Origin of the sequence: Bacillus sp. FSL R5-0603, from assembly GCF_038050295.1 — a bacterium.
In the GTDB taxonomy this organism is placed as follows: domain Bacteria; phylum Bacillota; class Bacilli; order Bacillales; family Bacillaceae; genus Bacillus; species Bacillus subtilis.
Genome location: NZ_JBBOYP010000001.1, coordinates 3,791,587 through 3,807,211, shown reverse-complemented (window position 1 = coordinate 3,807,211; position 15,625 = coordinate 3,791,587). Strand labels below are relative to the sequence as shown.

17 protein-coding genes and 1 other annotated feature are annotated in these 15,625 nt (G+C 44.9%); of the genes, 7 read left to right on the top strand and 10 right to left on the bottom strand.

What is annotated here, in order from left to right:
- Nucleotides 1–8 precede the first annotated feature (8 nt).
- Together licA and licH are read left to right on the top strand one after the other, a co-directional pair.
- Nucleotides 9–341 carry a PTS lichenan transporter subunit IIA gene (gene licA / locus NYE56_RS19590; RefSeq protein ID WP_014478379.1) on the top strand — a complete coding sequence of 111 codons (333 nt, stop codon included), beginning with the start codon at nucleotides 9–11 and terminating at the stop codon, nucleotides 339–341.
- Nucleotides 338–1,666: a 6-phospho-beta-glucosidase LicH gene (gene licH, locus NYE56_RS19585; protein ID WP_003244285.1), complete on the top strand. Its 1,329-nt coding sequence runs from the start codon at nucleotides 338–340 to the stop codon at nucleotides 1,664–1,666. Before licA ends, licH begins: the two co-directional genes overlap by 4 nt.
- 33 nt (nucleotides 1,667–1,699) lie before the next feature.
- On the opposite strand, the gene NYE56_RS19580 is transcribed toward licH, so the two are convergent.
- The 7 genes from NYE56_RS19580 to NYE56_RS19550 all read right to left on the bottom strand — a co-directional run bounded on the left by NYE56_RS19580 (nucleotide 1,700) and on the right by NYE56_RS19550 (nucleotide 8,073).
- Nucleotides 1,700–2,791 (bottom strand): branched-chain amino acid aminotransferase, encoded by a 1,092-nt coding sequence (locus NYE56_RS19580; RefSeq protein WP_341284278.1) that lies wholly within the window; start codon nucleotides 2,789–2,791, stop codon nucleotides 1,700–1,702.
- Nucleotides 2,792–2,931: 140 nt separating this feature from the next.
- Nucleotides 2,932–3,690, bottom strand: a complete 759-nt coding sequence (locus NYE56_RS19575; RefSeq protein WP_341284277.1) for an SDR family oxidoreductase — start codon at nucleotides 3,688–3,690, stop codon at nucleotides 2,932–2,934.
- A gap of 89 nt (nucleotides 3,691–3,779) precedes the next feature.
- Complete coding sequence (gene dltD, locus NYE56_RS19570; protein ID WP_341284276.1) at nucleotides 3,780–4,958, bottom strand: D-alanyl-lipoteichoic acid biosynthesis protein DltD; 1,179 nt, start codon at nucleotides 4,956–4,958, stop codon at nucleotides 3,780–3,782.
- Nucleotides 4,958–5,194, bottom strand: coding sequence for a D-alanine--poly(phosphoribitol) ligase subunit DltC (dltC, locus tag NYE56_RS19565; RefSeq protein WP_003227325.1), 237 nt, complete (start codon nucleotides 5,192–5,194; stop codon nucleotides 4,958–4,960). The genes dltD and dltC overlap by 1 nt, the downstream gene beginning before the upstream one ends.
- 16 nt (nucleotides 5,195–5,210) lie before the next feature.
- Complete coding sequence (dltB, locus tag NYE56_RS19560; RefSeq protein WP_014478375.1) at nucleotides 5,211–6,398, bottom strand: D-alanyl-lipoteichoic acid biosynthesis protein DltB; 1,188 nt, start codon at nucleotides 6,396–6,398, stop codon at nucleotides 5,211–5,213.
- Entirely contained in the window at nucleotides 6,395–7,906 is a 1,512-nt protein-coding gene (gene dltA / locus NYE56_RS19555) for a D-alanine--poly(phosphoribitol) ligase subunit DltA (RefSeq protein ID WP_015250915.1), read from the bottom strand. The genes dltB and dltA overlap by 4 nt, the downstream gene beginning before the upstream one ends.
- 17 nt (nucleotides 7,907–7,923) lie before the next feature.
- A complete protein-coding gene (locus NYE56_RS19550) occupies nucleotides 7,924–8,073 on the bottom strand; it encodes a teichoic acid D-Ala incorporation-associated protein DltX (RefSeq protein WP_003227330.1) in 150 nt (49 codons plus the stop codon).
- Between the two features lie 149 nt (nucleotides 8,074–8,222).
- Here NYE56_RS19550 and NYE56_RS19545 point away from each other — a divergent pair, with 149 nt between their 5' ends.
- The 3 genes from NYE56_RS19545 (at nucleotide 8,223) to ywaC (ending at nucleotide 10,229) form a co-directional block, all read left to right on the top strand.
- On the top strand, nucleotides 8,223–8,357 hold the full coding sequence (locus tag NYE56_RS19545) for a hypothetical protein (RefSeq protein ID WP_003227332.1): 135 nt from the start codon (nucleotides 8,223–8,225) through the stop codon (nucleotides 8,355–8,357).
- A gap of 162 nt (nucleotides 8,358–8,519) precedes the next feature.
- Nucleotides 8,520–9,455, top strand: a complete 936-nt coding sequence (locus NYE56_RS19540) for a 1,4-dihydroxy-2-naphthoate polyprenyltransferase (RefSeq protein WP_017697250.1) — start codon at nucleotides 8,520–8,522, stop codon at nucleotides 9,453–9,455.
- A 141-nt stretch (nucleotides 9,456–9,596) separates the two neighbouring features.
- Nucleotides 9,597–10,229 carry a GTP pyrophosphokinase YwaC gene (ywaC, locus tag NYE56_RS19535; RefSeq protein ID WP_003244564.1) on the top strand — a complete coding sequence of 211 codons (633 nt, stop codon included), beginning with the start codon at nucleotides 9,597–9,599 and terminating at the stop codon, nucleotides 10,227–10,229.
- Nucleotides 10,230–10,258: 29 nt separating this feature from the next.
- Here ywaC and ywaD read toward each other — a convergent pair whose 3' ends face one another.
- The 3 genes from ywaD to ywaE all read right to left on the bottom strand — a co-directional run bounded on the left by ywaD (nucleotide 10,259) and on the right by ywaE (nucleotide 13,791).
- Complete coding sequence (gene ywaD / locus NYE56_RS19530) at nucleotides 10,259–11,626, bottom strand: aminopeptidase YwaD (protein WP_341284275.1); 1,368 nt, start codon at nucleotides 11,624–11,626, stop codon at nucleotides 10,259–10,261.
- 155 nt (nucleotides 11,627–11,781) lie between these two features.
- Entirely contained in the window at nucleotides 11,782–13,023 is a 1,242-nt protein-coding gene (gene tyrS, locus NYE56_RS19525; RefSeq protein ID WP_080344239.1) for a tyrosine--tRNA ligase, read from the bottom strand.
- A 41-nt stretch (nucleotides 13,024–13,064) separates the two neighbouring features.
- Nucleotides 13,065–13,281: a binding site (T-box leader), on the bottom strand.
- Entirely contained in the window at nucleotides 13,276–13,791 is a 516-nt protein-coding gene (gene ywaE / locus NYE56_RS19520) for a tyrZ transcriptional regulator YwaE (protein WP_003227345.1), read from the bottom strand. It overlaps the preceding feature by 6 nt.
- Nucleotides 13,792–13,941: 150 nt before the next feature.
- Here ywaE and NYE56_RS19515 point away from each other — a divergent pair, with 150 nt between their 5' ends.
- Both NYE56_RS19515 and NYE56_RS19510 read left to right on the top strand, forming a co-directional pair.
- Nucleotides 13,942–14,655 (top strand): YwaF family protein, encoded by a 714-nt coding sequence (locus tag NYE56_RS19515; protein ID WP_341284274.1) that lies wholly within the window; start codon nucleotides 13,942–13,944, stop codon nucleotides 14,653–14,655.
- A gap of 109 nt (nucleotides 14,656–14,764) precedes the next feature.
- Nucleotides 14,765–15,625, top strand: coding sequence for a glycosyltransferase family 8 protein (locus NYE56_RS19510; protein WP_268556006.1), 861 nt, complete (start codon nucleotides 14,765–14,767; stop codon nucleotides 15,623–15,625).

Sequence of the window (15,625 nt, the reverse complement as noted above, 5' to 3'; positions counted from 1 at the left end):
TGAATCGCGTGAATGAGGAAATGGAACAAATCATTTTTCAAATCATCCTTCACGGAGGAAACGGTAGGAGCTCCGCAATGGAGGCCATTGCCGCTGCGAAAAGCGGTGACGCAGAAGAAGCGCGGAAAAAGCTTCAAGACGCTGCTGAAGAATTGTCAAAAGCCCATCACTATCAGACCGAGCTGATCCAAAATGAAGCGAGCGGAGAAAAGACGGAAATGACGCTTCTGATGGTTCATGCACAGGATCATTTAATGAATGCAATGACAGTGAAGGATATGGCTGCAGAGATCATTGAGTTATATGAAAAAATCACCGAGCAAAGGGGAGCAAGCATATGACAAAAGGATTGAAGATTGTAACGATTGGCGGAGGTTCAAGCTACACGCCCGAGCTAGTGGAGGGGTTCATTAAACGGTATGATGAGCTGCCTGTCCGTGAATTATGGCTTGTCGATATCCCCGAGGGCGAAGAAAAGCTGAATATTGTCGGCACACTCGCCAAACGGATGGTTGAAAAAGCTGGCGTTCCGATTGACATTCATCTTACGCTCGACCGGAGAAAAGCGCTGAAAGACGCAGACTTTGTCACGACTCAATTCCGCGTCGGACTTTTGCAGGCAAGAGCAAAGGATGAGCGCATTCCGCTAAAATACGGAGTGATTGGCCAGGAAACAAACGGCCCGGGAGGCCTGTTTAAAGGATTGCGCACAATTCCGGTCATCCTTGAGATCGCAAAGGACATAGAAGAGCTTTGCCCGAACGCTTGGCTTGTTAACTTCACAAACCCTGCCGGCATGGTAACAGAAGCCTTGCTTCGCTACTCCAACCTGAAGAAAGTCGTCGGTCTCTGTAATGTTCCAATCGGCATCAAAATGGGCGTAGCCAAAGCGCTTGATGTAGATGTGGACCGCGTAGAAGTCCAATTCGCCGGACTGAACCATATGGTATTCGGGCTTGATGTTTTCTTGGATGGCGTAAGTGTGAAGGAGCAAGTCATCGAGGCGATGGGCGACCCGAAAAACGCGATGACGATGAAAAATATTTCAGGCGCCGAATGGGAACCGGATTTCTTAAAAGCGCTCAATGTTATCCCTTGTGGCTATCACCGTTACTATTTTAAAACAAAAGAGATGCTGGAGCACGAACTGGAAGCATCACAAACGGAGGGCACCCGCGCTGAAGTCGTACAGAAGGTCGAAAAAGAGCTGTTCGAGCTTTATAAAGATCCAAACCTTGCGATTAAACCGCCGCAGCTGGAAAAACGGGGCGGAGCTTACTACAGTGATGCAGCATGTAACTTAATTAGCTCCATTTATAATGATAAACATGACATTCAGCCGGTGAACACGATCAATAATGGTGCAATAGCGAGTATTCCAGACGATTCCGCAGTTGAAGTGAACTGTGTGATGACGAAAACCGGCCCTAAGCCAATTGCTGTCGGCGACCTGCCGGTGTCTGTCCGCGGCCTCGTCCAGCAAATCAAATCCTTTGAACGTGTCGCGGCAGAAGCGGCAGTTACAGGTGACTATCAAACTGCACTCCTTGCCATGACGATTAACCCGCTTGTCCCGTCCGATACTGTGGCCAAACAGATTTTAGACGAAATGCTGGAGGCGCACAAAGCGTATCTGCCGCAGTTTTTCAACAAAATTGAAGCGTAAAAAAAGCCGGCCTGTAATGGGCCGGCTTTTTTCTTATTTGCTTTCAGTCAGCGCTGCGACTTCGGTCGTCCATCCGAATTCGTCTGCGACAGCGCCTTTTTGAATGCCTGTAATCGTGTCATATAGTTTTTTTGCGATTTCTCCTGTTTCACCGTTGTTGATCGAAAGTGTTTCATCCTGCCAGATCAGCTCGCCGACTGGGGAAATAACAGCTGCTGTACCAGTTCCGAAGGCTTCTTCCAGGATGCCGTCTTTATGGGCTTGGATGACCTCATCGATCGCAATTTTTCGTTCTGATACTTGAAGGCCCCAATGCTTAAGCAAGGCGATGACTGAATTGCGCGTAATGCCTTCCAGGATGCTTCCGTTCAGCATCGGCGTTACGATTTCACCGTTGATTTTGAAGAAGATGTTCATGCTTCCGACTTCTTCGATGTATTTCTTCTCAATGCCGTCCAGCCAGAGCACTTGGGAAAATCCTTTCTCTTCGGCGACCTGCTGCGCTTTTAAGCTCGAAGCGTAGTTCCCTGCGGTTTTGGCATTTCCTGTTCCGCCTTTTACCGCACGGACAAATTCACTTTCAACAGCGATTTTGACCGGCTTAATGCCTTCTTTGTAATAAGAGCCGACCGGAGAAAGAATGATCAAGAGCTTATACGTATGAGATGCCGCAACACCAAGGAAAGGCTCGGTTGCGATGATGAACGGACGGATGTAAAGGGACGTGCCCTCCGCATTTGGAATCCAGTCTTTATCAATTGCGACAAGCTGCTTTAAGCCTTCAAGAACCTGTTCTTTATCAATTTGCGGGATGCAGAGGCGGTCGTTTGATTGATTCAGGCGTTCCATATTTTTTTCCGGTCTGAAAAGCAGAACATGGTCATCCTCTGACACGTAAGCCTTTAACCCTTCAAACACGGTTTGGCCGTAGTGATAGACCATTGCGGCCGGATCCATTGATAAGGGTTGATAAGGAATGATTCTTGGATCGTACCAACCTTTATCTGCCGCATAGTCCATTACAAACATGTGGTCTGTAAACACTCTTCCGAACGAAAGCTGATTTGGGTCTGGTTTCGGTTTTCTTGTTGATGTCAATTCAACGCGAATCGTTTGTTTAGTCATGGTCAATCTCCCTGCTGTTAAATTGTTTATATTATCAAACTTATTTGAAAATAATTATATTCTATTGTATACCTTCAACAAATAATCGCAATAGGTTTGCTCAAATTTGTAAGAAATTCATATGAAAAAAGCAGGAGAAATTAATTCTCCTGCGTGTTCATTTGCTCGAATAACCTGTCATAATCGGCGCGAGTGGCATCCCGAAGACCTTCAACACGTTCATTTGTAATCTCCTGTTTGCCTTCCTTCAAGCCGTCCAAGAAATATTGAACATATTCTTCAGATGAAATGCCCCGGTACGTCAGGCCTTGTTTATCGCGTGATTTTTGGTTTAAGCCCGTGTCTACCATAGGCGGTGCCATTTCAATCACTTCCACGCTCGTGTCGCGGAGCTGGTGTCTGAGCGTAAGCGAGAACGAGTGAAGTGCTGCTTTTGTTGCGCAGTACACCGGATAAACAGCTAACGGGTTAAACGCAAGCCCGGATGTGACCTGAACGATTGCCGCCTCGGGCTGCTTCATCAAATGAGGTGTGAAAAGGGCGGATAAATGGACAGGCGCTTGGAAATTAAGTTCAATTTCATCACCGTCCACTAAAAGTTCCTCTGTCCCTTTTTTAAAGTCAATTTCCTTTTGAATGCCGGCGTTGTTGACGAGAACATTCAAGTTCGGATATTCCTTTAAAGCCCATTCATACAATGCTTCCCGCTGCGAACGGTCTGCAACATTACATTGCTTTGTATGGATGTTTGGGAGCTGCTGCTTCGCTTCTGCAAGACGTGCTTCGCTGCGTCCGCAAATGATAACTTCATTGCCGAGCTCCAGCAGACGCTTGGCAAGTTCAAGCCCGATGCCAGCAGAACCCCCTGTGATTAAAACCGTATTGCCTGTCATCTTCATTGGATGTAACACCTCTTATTAAGTTAGCTGTGATTCCTTTACTATTTCAAATCTTAGCAGGAAATATGCAGCCGCGTCCTATGAGATGCTCAGGATGAAGTGACTTTTCCGGTTTTATAAAATTCGTCAATTGCTTTATCGACATACACCCAGCCTTTCCAGCCGATGTGGATGGTGTCTTTCATGAAATACGGGTCATATTCATGCCCTGAGAAATCAGCAACCTGGAAGCCCTTCGCTCTGATTTGTTTATTTACCTTTTTGTAATAGTCAGTGCGTCCTTTTTTCGGGAAGCCCGTGTAATCGTACCATTTCCCGTTAACCGGAATGGTGACAAACATAGGCTCTGCGCCCGCATCCTTCAGGATATCGAGCATCATTTCAAAGTCGCCATATTCCGGTGACACCGCATACGATCTTCCTTTGTTTTTCCCTTTCAGCTTAGGCACTTTCGGCTTCAGCTTTTTATAGACAGGGTTGTCGATGTGAAAATCGTTAGAACCGGAGTGGCGTTTGCCTGATTGATCCGCCAGTTTATTCAATTCAGACCATGACTTATCCTTTACTGACTGCGAGATATAGCGCTTTGGCCCGGATGATTCTGTCGTTGAATAATACAGATCTTTCTTTTCCAGCATGCTGTAATACACTTTCGCCGCCGGCTTCAGCGCGTTCACTTTCCACGTCTGGCCGTTTACCATTGCTTTGTACAACTCAGAAAGAATGGCATCGTTTTGCACAGCCTTGAAGCGCAGCATGCGTTTCATCATTTTCTTTTTAATTTCAGGGTCGATCTGATCGTTAAATGCCAAATCAAGCCCTTGCAGCGCAGAATAGTTCGGCGCGAAATGCTGTTCATCAGACCCGCGCTTAATAAACCATTGCGGAGACACGATGAATACGATTTTTTTGCCCTTCAGCTGATCCATATGGGCAGCGAAGTTTAAAGAATGAATCAATGACTGGGATCCGCCTTTGCCGACAAGGTATGGCGTGAATCCCTCATTGTTTACCTGAAAATAATTAGATGGGTGGAACTCGTCCAGCCGAGAAAGCTCAGAAGACCCGTAAATCGGAAGATATGTCGGATCTTTGAGCATCTGATCTTGTAAATATAGCCCTTGAAACATACTCGGATTCAAGGCTGTTGCTGACTCTTTCACACGCTTATCGGTGATGAAGCCTGTCAGCCATGAAGATGGAATTGCGATGGCGCTTGCGAATAGAATAAACGCCAAAATAATTGGACCGAAGAAACGCTTTTTCATTATTTCAACTCAGACAGCTGATTTACAATGTTGTTAGGTGTGTTCCAAACGTCCCGGTCAAATTCAGTGATCGGCACTAAAATATCAAAACGGTTTTCAATCGCAAGCAGCAATTCTACTGTTCCAAAAGAATCAAGCAAACCTTCTTCAAAAATTTCAATATCAGGATTTTCCTTTACGATGTCATCCTGGCAAACCTCTGCTAAAACGTCTAATACCTCTTGTTTAAAATCCATAGCTTTCTAATCTCCTTTAATGGTGGTGATGAAATGGTTTTCCTGAGAAAATATAAAACCCGAAGCAAACGAAATGGAATGTGATCACAATCGCGAGAATGGTTGTCCAGCGGTTGGACGGCAGCCATTTATATTTCTTATTCCACTTCTCGAAAAAGTTGTAACACGTCATCAGAACGGCGTGATAGAGGCCGTAAATGATATATTGCGGCGCGAGCCCGTGCCAAACCCCCATCAGCATAAACAGCAGGAAATACCCGATGTTTGAGACGGCCATACGGTTTTTGATCCACTTTTTCTTAGTCATCCAAAATACGAATCTCATAAACACATAATCTCTGAACCAAAATGACAGAGACATATGCCAGCGATTCCAGAAATCTTTAATATTTTTACTGATAAATGGTTTATTAAAGTTTTCTGGTGATTTAATGCCCATAATGTAGCTGACCCCGACGGCAAACATCGTGTAGCCGGCGAAATCAAAGAATAAATACATGCTGTAGCCGTACATGTACAGCAGGTTCCCAAGAATCTTATTGTGCGTGATTGCGGGAAGATTCATGATGAAGTACGTATTGATCGCGTAGCCGATAATAAATTTATACAGGAAACCGATAAAGATTTTATGGATTCCCGTATACAGCAGGTCGGCGTATTCTTCTTTCGTCCAAGCCTTCTGTTCATCCTTGACGAACCGGCGGTATCTGTCGATCGGACCGGAGGAAATCGTCGGGAAAAACAGGATGAAATACAGCAGGCGGTGCAATGGCAGCTGTTCTTTCAGCAGTCCGTCTCTTGCTTCCATAATCAGCTGAACGCCTTTAAAGGTTAAATATGAAATCCCTAAAAAGCTGATCAGGTTATGCGGCGTATGATGCGGCTGCGGGTGCGAAAGAAACGGCCATATTTTTGACAGAAATAAAGGCAGAATCGACGCGATAACAGCTCCGCAAAAGACAAAGCCGCTGTTCGCTTTCTGCCGGTATGCCAGATAGCCGCTGATCAGGAGCACCTGCCATATTGTAAACAGGCACAGCGCGATGACCCCGTGTAAGTCGTGCGAAAAAATTAAAGCCAATATAATGATAGATATGAACATGTTGTATGCTTGAAATCTTTTTCCATTTAAGCCGAGAATGATCGTCGGCAGAAGAAGAATGCCAAGCAGTATAAAGAATAAAAACGAGCTGTAAGGCGTCATACAAGAACCTCTTCGCCAATGCGTTTTCGGTCAATTTTGCCGTTAGCCGTCATTTGAATGTGATCCTGATAGATAAATTTTCTCGGGATCATATATGCCGGAAGAGAAGCGGCAAGCTCTTTTTTAATAGCGCTTGTCAGCTGGAATTCCTTCTCGAACTCATGCTCCTCAGGCACAATAGCAGCGATCAGGTACTCAACTGTTCCGTTTGGCTGATAAGGAATCACGACAGCAGAGCGAACGTACTGTGACTGTCTGACATGGAACTCGATTTCCTCCAGCTCCATTCGATAGCCGTGAAGTTTAATCTGAAAATCCAAACGTCCTTGGCAGAAAATCTGACCGTCTTGAATAAAGCCGGCATCGCCAGTTCGGTATGCCCACTGGCCTTCATGAGAGAAAAACGCTTTTTCCGTCAGCTCTGGCTCACCAAGGTAGCCTCGGCTTACACTCGGCCCTGCAATGACGATTTCTCCTTTTTCTCCATCAGGAAGCGGCTGTCCCTCTTCATCCATAATGAAAATGTTCATATCTGGTTTGGCGAAGCCCACTGGAAGCGATTCGCTGCGGCTGATGACGTCATCCGTAATTTCAACCGATGTGACAGCCACTGTCGCTTCAGTCGGGCCGTACGTATTAAAAATCTTCGCTTTCGGAAAACGCTCAAGCAGCGCTTTTGCCACAGAAACCGGAAGAACCTCTCCGCAAAACATAAATGTGTCCGCATGAGGCAGCAGATCCTGTGAAAAACCCGGATCCATCAGGCACATTTGCACAAAGGAAGGTGTTGATGTCCACACATTCAGCCCGGACTTCTTCAGCTCTTCAAATAAGACTTTCGGTTTGTTCACAGCATCCTTTGTCACGCAATGTAAAGTCCCGCCTGATTGAAGGCACGGATATAGGTCCATGACAGACAAATCAAATGAGAACGGCGCTTGGTTTAAAAATATTTTTCCTCCGCTGACTGGAAAGTCTGCACAAATCCAGTCTGTGAAGCTTTGAAGGTTCGCAGCGGAAATCTGCACGCCTTTCGGATTTCCTGTGCTTCCGGAAGTGTAAATAATATAAAACGTCTCGTGTTCTTTAACCCATTGATCTTGGCTGACAGAGCCGCCTTCGTTTTCCAGCAGTTCTTCCGCAGAAACTGTCTGAATCTGCTGGCCGACTGCATCAATTGAGAGTCCTGCTGCATGGATCAGTAATTCTGCTCCAGAGCTTTCGATAATTTTCGCAATCCGTTCGGACGGAATGGACAGGTCAACCGGAATATAAGGGTGTCCCGCTTTGACACTTCCCAAGAAGGAAACGATCATGTGCGGCTCCATGTGGCCGTACACAAGGATAGGAGATTTCTTTTCCCCAGAAATGCGTTTTTGGATCGCGGCAGCCGCGCGGTCAGACTGCTCCCATAACTCCTGATACGTGAGCGACTGGCCTTGAGAGCGGAAGGCATCGGTTTGCGGATACGTTTCCGCATGTGTTTGAATAGCATGTAAAAGTTTCATAGTTATTCTCTCTCCAATTAGAAATCGTTATAAATATATGAACCGGTATTCGCGGTGTGAAAACCATACATAAAAAACAAAACAAGCAGTATCATCAAATAAAAGCCTGTATGACATGTCCACTTGACAGCGGGTTTTTCATACAGCTGTTTCATTAATTGCAGCATATCAAAAATTCCCTTCCCGTTTTTTCGACAATCACATGATTATTTGACGATCAGATGCTCAAAAAGTTTCATTTTTTCCCTAATCTCCCTCAAATTAATATATCGGCGTATGTTTTTGAAAATGAATCTTTATACCTGCAAGGGCAAGAATGGAATGTTTCGAGCTGATTCATAATAAAGGAAAAGATACCTGGAGTCAAAAGATCTTTTTAACTTTTAAAAAGTGTAATGTACTTAAAAAAATTTTTCTGTACCTGTTCGTTCAAGTGAAAGCAGAAACCTAATGAAATCAGGGCGAGAAGCGTATAATAAGAAAGAAAACGCCTTCTTGCGGTATCTTGTGAAATAAGGGAGAAGTCATTATGATAGATAAGGAAGCAAAAGGAGTTTTTTATTAAGCTGCCGGCTGAAAAAAAGTAAGCCTTTTAATAGAAAGGAAGAGGAAGATGAACCAAACAAATAAGGGTGAGGGTCAGACAGCGCCGCAAAAAGAAAGCATGGGGCAGATCCTTTGGCAGTTAACCCGTCCTCATACGTTAACCGCATCGTTTGTGCCTGTGCTGCTCGGAACCGTTTTGGCGATGTTTTATGTGAAGGTTGATCTGCTGCTGTTTTTGGCTATGCTGTTTTCTTGCCTATGGATCCAGATCGCGACGAACTTATTTAATGAATATTATGATTTTAAACGCGGGTTAGATACAGCAGAATCAGTCGGAATCGGAGGGGCCATTGTACGCCACGGAATGAAGCCTAAAACGATTCTGCAATTAGCTCTTGCCTCATACGGGATTGCCATTTTGCTCGGTGTCTATATTTGTGCAAGCAGCAGCTGGTGGCTTGCGCTGATCGGCCTTGTCGGCATGGCGATCGGCTACCTGTATACAGGCGGGCCGCTGCCGATTGCGTACACGCCGTTCGGTGAATTATTCTCAGGCATTTGCATGGGTTCGGTGTTTGTGCTGATTTCGTTTTTCATTCAGACAGATAAGATCAATATGCAAAGCATTTTGATTTCCATCCCGATTGCGATTCTTGTCGGCGCGATTAACCTGTCGAACAACATTCGTGATATTGAAGAGGACAAAAAAGGCGGACGCAAAACATTGGCGATTTTAATGGGGCATAAGGGAGCTGTTACTCTGTTAGCTGCGTCGTTTGCCGTCGCTTATATCTGGGTTGTCGGCTTGGTGATTACCGGTGCCGCAAGCCCATGGCTGTTTGTCGTCTTTTTAAGCGTGCCTAAGCCGGTTCAGGCAGTGAAGGGCTTCGTCCAAAAAGAAATGCCGATGAATATGATTGTCGCAATGAAATCAACAGCCCAAACAAATACATTTTTCGGATTCCTGCTCTCGATCGGATTATTGATCAGCTATTTCCGATAATAAAAAAGACCGCTCGTTTCGTGCGGTCTTTTTTTGTTACAATCGACCGCATTTTGTAAAAAAATTCATAGAACCTTGCAGCAGACAGGGACGTCTAGTACATGGACAGCGGATAAAGTTCCGTTAAAGGAGATGACGAACATGGATTTATCTGTAACACATATGGACGATTTAAAAACAGTAATGGAAGATTGGAAAAATGAATTATTAGTTTATAAATTTGCGCTAGATGCGCTCGATACAAAGTTTTCAATTATCAGCCAGGAATATAACCTCATTCACGGACACAACCCGATTGAACATACAAAATCCCGTGTCAAAAGCTTTGAAAGCATCGTGAATAAGTTAATGAGAAAGGGCTGTGAGATTACGACGAAGGAAATGAAGGAGCATATTCACGACATTGCCGGCGTGCGCATCATCTGTTCCTTTATTTCTGACATTTATAATGTCGTGAATGTGTTGAAGCAGCATGAAGATTTGAGAATCGTAAAGGTAAAGGATTATATCCAGACACCCAAACCGAATGGCTATCGAAGCCTGCATTTAATCATTGAGATGCCTGTGAATTTAACGAACCGTGTGGAATACGTCAAAGCAGAAATTCAAATCCGGACAATCGCGATGGATTTCTGGGCGAGCCTTGAACATAAAATTTACTATAAATTGAACAATGACGTTCCTAAGCAATTAACAGATGAGCTGAAGGAAGCCGCGGAGATTGCCCATTACCTAGATGAGAAAATGCTGGGGATTAAGAAAGAAGTGGATTAAAAAAGACGGCACCCAAGTGCCGTCTTTTTTTATTTGATATCTTCAAAAATGTCAGATGCTTTCGCCTTCATTTGTTTCTTAATGGTTTTCGGTTTCTTCTCTTTTTTCACAGCCTCATAGACAGCGGCTGTCACAAGATCGCCTGCTTGCTGGAGGCGTTCTTTGCTGATATGTTCGATCGAGTCTTCAGGGGTATGATACCATGGCTCAACTTCTTCTGTTTCCGGGTCTCCCCAAATAAAGTTCGCGGAATCAATGCCGGCTTCGTGGAATGGCACATGATCAGATGATCCTCCCTGTGTCAGAGACAGGCTGTCAAACCCAATTTTTTCAGCAGCCGTACGGCTGGATTCCCAAACATAGTTAGATTGGCCATCCAATGTGTTGACATACAGCTCAGACGCTTTTTCCCAGCTTGTGCCTACCATATCTAAGTTGAAGTTCACTTCGCTTCGTTTCAGCTCTTTTTCTGATAGATGATCTACATAGTGAGAGGAGCCGAGCAGGCCGAGCTCTTCGGCGCCGAAAGCGATAAAGCGGATTTCTTTATCAGATGGAACGCTTTTTAAGACACGTGCCATCTCCAGCATAACAGAGGTTCCTGAGCCGTTGTCATTTGCTCCGGGTGAAAAAGGAACACTGTCGTAATGGGCCGTCACGTACACAATGTCTGGATGTTTGATGTTCTTTGGTTTTTTGATTCCGATGATATTCTGGGAGGTTTGGTTTGTGAATGCTTTTAGTTTTAAGGTGGCTTCTTTTTGCTGGGTAAGTGCTTCGCCGTCTTCTTTCTTAATGCCGACGACCGGAATGCCGACTTTATTTCCCGACAGGTTTGGCGTCATAGGCACGAGGCTTTCTTTGTTGTTATAAATGATGACAGCTTTTGCTCCGGCGGCTTCGGCATTTTTGGCTTTCTCGTAATAAGTCAGGTCTCCTCTGGAAATTAAGGCGATTTTGCCCTTGGCGTCAGCGGTAAAGTCCTTTTGATAGCCCAATCCCGCATTGTAAAGCGGGGCCGTCAGCCCTTGTTCCTCAGTCGGAGCTGAACCGGACGCCGCTTGGAGAAGAATATCGTGTCCTGCTGTAGACAGCGTTCCCTCAAGCCGGTCAGGAATGTTGAATCGTTGAACCTTCACATCAAGCTTTAATTTTCTCATTGATGAGGCGATCAATAGGGCACTCTTTTTTTCAGCTGCAGTTCCGGCTATTCTGGGGCCGATTGTTTCACTTAGCTGAGAAATGGTAGAGTACGCATGCTTTGCTTTGAATGGAAGCTCGCGCTCGCTATTTGATATTTGTACAGCGTGTGCGGCAGGGGTGACACTCTGTGCCGGCAAGAGCAGTGTGCCGGCAGTTAAAACAGCCATCGTCATGACAGTCAAAAGCTTTTTCATCAAAAATAAACCTCCCCTAAATGTATGGTTGGGGAATATTTCGGGATGCTAAAGGAGTTTCCTGCAAGATGGAGAGCGTTTTTGAAAAGACAGTGCTTTATACCTGCAAAAAAACGCTTATGAATGAAAGGTCATAAGCGTTTCGGAATATCAGACTATTGGAGCTTTAAAAACTTGCGTTTGCCGACTTGGATGATCATGTTCTCTCTTATCTCTGCTTTGGCGTGAACATCTGTTATTTTCTCTCCGTCGATGCGTACACCGCCGTTTTGAATCATGCGGCGCGCCTCGCTCTTCGAAGAGAGGAGCTCCAGCTTGACGAGCAGATCAATCATCGCTATCGTTTTCTCGCCTTTCCAGTTTACGGCCGGTATATCTTCTGGCAGGCTGTTTTCCTGAAAGACTGTTTTAAACGAGTGTTCGGCAGCTTCTGCTGCTTTCTCTCCGTGATACATTCGGACGATTGTTTTGGCTAAAAGCATTTTAGCATCACGCGGATGAACGGCGCCGGTTTCTAAGTCTTTTACGAGCTGTTTTTTCTCTTCAAGCTCTAAGTCTGTCGCCAAGTGGATGTATTTTTTCATGAGGCTGTCGGGCAGTGACATCGTTTTTCCGTACATGTCGTTTGGATGTTCGTTAATGCCAATGTAGTTGTGTTTCGACTTCGACATTTTCTCGACGCCATCCAAGCCTTCCAAGAGCGGCATCAGGATGACGACTTGTTTTTCTTTGTTGTATCGTTCTTGAAAATGCCGCCCCATGAGGACATTGAAATGCTGATCCGTTCCGCCTAATTCAATATCACTTTCGAGAACGACAGAATCATAGCCCTGCATCAATGGGTAAAAGAATTCATGCAGTGAGATTGGTTTTTGCATGGCGATGCGTTCTTCAAAGTCGTCGCGCTCCATCAGGCGGGCTACCGTTATTTTCCCTGCTAATTCAATGACATCTTCCAGATTCAATGTTTTCAGCCATTTTGAGTTATAGTGAAGCTCGACTTTTTCTGGATCAAGCACTTTTCCGAATTGCTCAAAGTAGGTTTTGGCGTTGTGCTGAACTTCTTCATCAGTCAGCTGCTTTCTGGCTGCTGATTTTCCGGTCGGATCCCCGATTTTTCCTGTGAAATCCCCAATTAACAGCTGGACAATGTGGCCGTTTTCTTGAAATTGGCGAAGCTTATTTAACACAACCGTATGGCCCAAATGTACATCCGGTGCAGACGGATCTAATCCAAGTTTAATTTTGAGCGGTGTGCCTGTCGAAATTGATTTCACGAGCTTTGCCTTTAATTCCTCCGGCGGTATGACTTCGTGGGCGCCTGTCATGTATAGCTGAAGCTGTCTTTCTACCTCTTTTTGCTGTGACGCTGTGAGCTGCTCAAATGTTCTCATCATTTTTCCTCCTTTTTTACAAACACAAAAAAGAGCCCATCCCGATAAGGGACGTGGCTCAATGCACGCGGTACCACCCTGGTTGAAGACATCGTCTTCCGCTCATTCGAATAACGGTTTCCCGTTCTTTTGCTACTTTTAAGGTTCACAAAGAAAGCTCGGGGAGGTAATTCACAATTTGCTGTGTGCCGGCTCGCACCTTCCGCCGGCTCTCTGAAACAGGGAGACAAACCGCTACTGGATTCCCGTCAAAGCTTATGTTGTATGAAGATTGTCAGCTACCTTTCTAAGCAGCCCTGTCAATATTTTCTGTTCGTCCTTCGTCATTCCCGCAATGAGCTCTGTTTCCCCTTTGTGAAACTCCGGGTAGAGTTCTTCGATCGCTTGTTTGCCGGAATCGGTGATTGAGACAAACACGAGTCGCCGATCTCTTGTGTCGATGCTTTTACGGCAAAAACTCTTTTTTTCGAGCGTTTTGATCACGTTGCTTGCTGTAGCTGTAGATATCCCTGACAGCTCAGCGATTTTTCTCGTTTCGAGCGCTCCCCATACCCATAGATCATAAAGAATGGAGAAAGCGGTCCAAGAAAGGTTATAGGAAGAAAGAACCTCAGTCTCCATTTTGACACGGAGCCTTTGTGCAGACCGATACAGATTCGTAGCGATCGAAATGGCTTCCAGGTTAAGTGACTCGACGGGCATTTGTTTGAGCTTAGAAAGTGTATCGTGTTCTTCCTTCCGAAGCTGCTGATGTTGATGTGAACGTTCCATTTTTTAGGCCTGCCTTAAATTATCAGAATCATTAGCTATGAAACGAATTGTAACAGAGTCTGGTGTGAACTTCAAGCCCATATATCGGTTGAATAAAAAAAGCCCAAACAACGCCAAAATAAACAAAAACCCGAAAACGGGGGTGCAGTTTTGCAAAAATATGTTCAATCCGTCTATAAGCATGATCCGTTTCATCTGTTTTCGACAGAGCATGCAGTGACGTTAGCGATTATCGCCCTTTTGGCCATTCTGTTGTTTTTGTTCCAAGAGAGGGTCAAGCAGCCGAGGGCCAGCCGGTTTTTGCGTTCTCTGTTTGTGTTTCTTTTGCTTGGTTCGCAAATCGGCTATCAAATATGGATGGTCGCCACGGGCAGGTGGTCGGTGCGCACTTCATTGCCTCTCCAGCTTAGTGACCTGTCGGTGTATTTGTCAGCTATTATGTTAGTGACAAAAAGCAGAAAGCTGTTTGTATTTTTGTTTTTTGTCGGCATCGGCAGTTCGATTCAGGCTCTTGCCACTCCTGACCTCGGTATGTTTTCATTTCCGCATATCCGATATATCCTCTTTTTTATTTCTCACGGGTCTGTGTTTTTATCCTGTCTGCTGATGGCTGTGATTGGCACCTACAGAATGGGCCAGCGCTCGTTATGGGTGACAGTCCTGCTTGTTAATGTGTACGGCGTCTGTATTTTCCTGATTGATCGCTGGCTTGGCGCGAATTATATGTATTTGACGAAAAAACCGGGCGGATCCTCTCTCTTAGATGTTCTCGGGCCATGGCCGTGGTATATCGTCTCGGCTGAAGCCATCACAATCGCAAGCTTTTTCATTCTTTATTGGCTTTATCGCATCTTCAAAAAATGACACCTTTTTTGTTGTATCACACATTCTGTTTAAAAAAATGTCGGAGAACGTGTTTATTTTTTTGAAAAAGGGTATGTAACTTGTACAACAAAAAGGGAGATGAATACCATTGAGGAAAGATGAAATCATGCATATCGTATCATGCGCAGATGATAATTATGCTCGTCATTTAGGTGGGATGTTCGTTTCTTTATTGACTAACATGGATCAGGAGAGAGAGGTAAAATTATACGTCATTGATGGCGGAATTAAGCCTGATAACAAAAAAAGACTGGAAGAAACCACTTTGAAATTCGGAGTGCCGATTGAGTTTTTAGAAGTGGATACCAACATGTATGAACATGCGGTAGAGAGCAGCCATATTACAAAAGCCGCGTATTACCGCATTTCGATTCCCGACTTAATTAAGGATGAAAGCATCAAACGAATGATTTACATCGATTGTGACGCGCTTGTCCTAGAGGATATTTCTAAGCTATGGGACTTAGACATTGCGCCATACACCGTAGCCGCTGTTGAGGATGCGGGGCAACATGAACGCCTGAAAGAAATGAACGTCACTGATACAGGGAAGTATTTTAACTCAGGCATCATGATTATTGATTTTGACTCCTGGAGAAAGCAAAACATCACAGAAAAAGTCATCAACTTTATCAATGAACACCCAGACGAAGACTTTCTTGTGCTGCATGACCAAGATGCACTGAATGCGATCTTGTATGATCAGTGGTATGAACTTCATCCGCGCTGGAACGCTCAAACCTATATCATGTTAAAGCTGAAAACCCCACCGACTCTGTTAGGGCGGAAGCAATATAATGAAACGAGAGAAAACCCGGCAATCGTGCACTTCTGCGGCGGAGAAAAGCCTTGGAACTCCAATACGAAACATCCGTATCGCGATGAGTATTTTCATTACATGTCCTATACGAAGTGGAATACGATTGGGAATCCGGCGATCAACCAATAA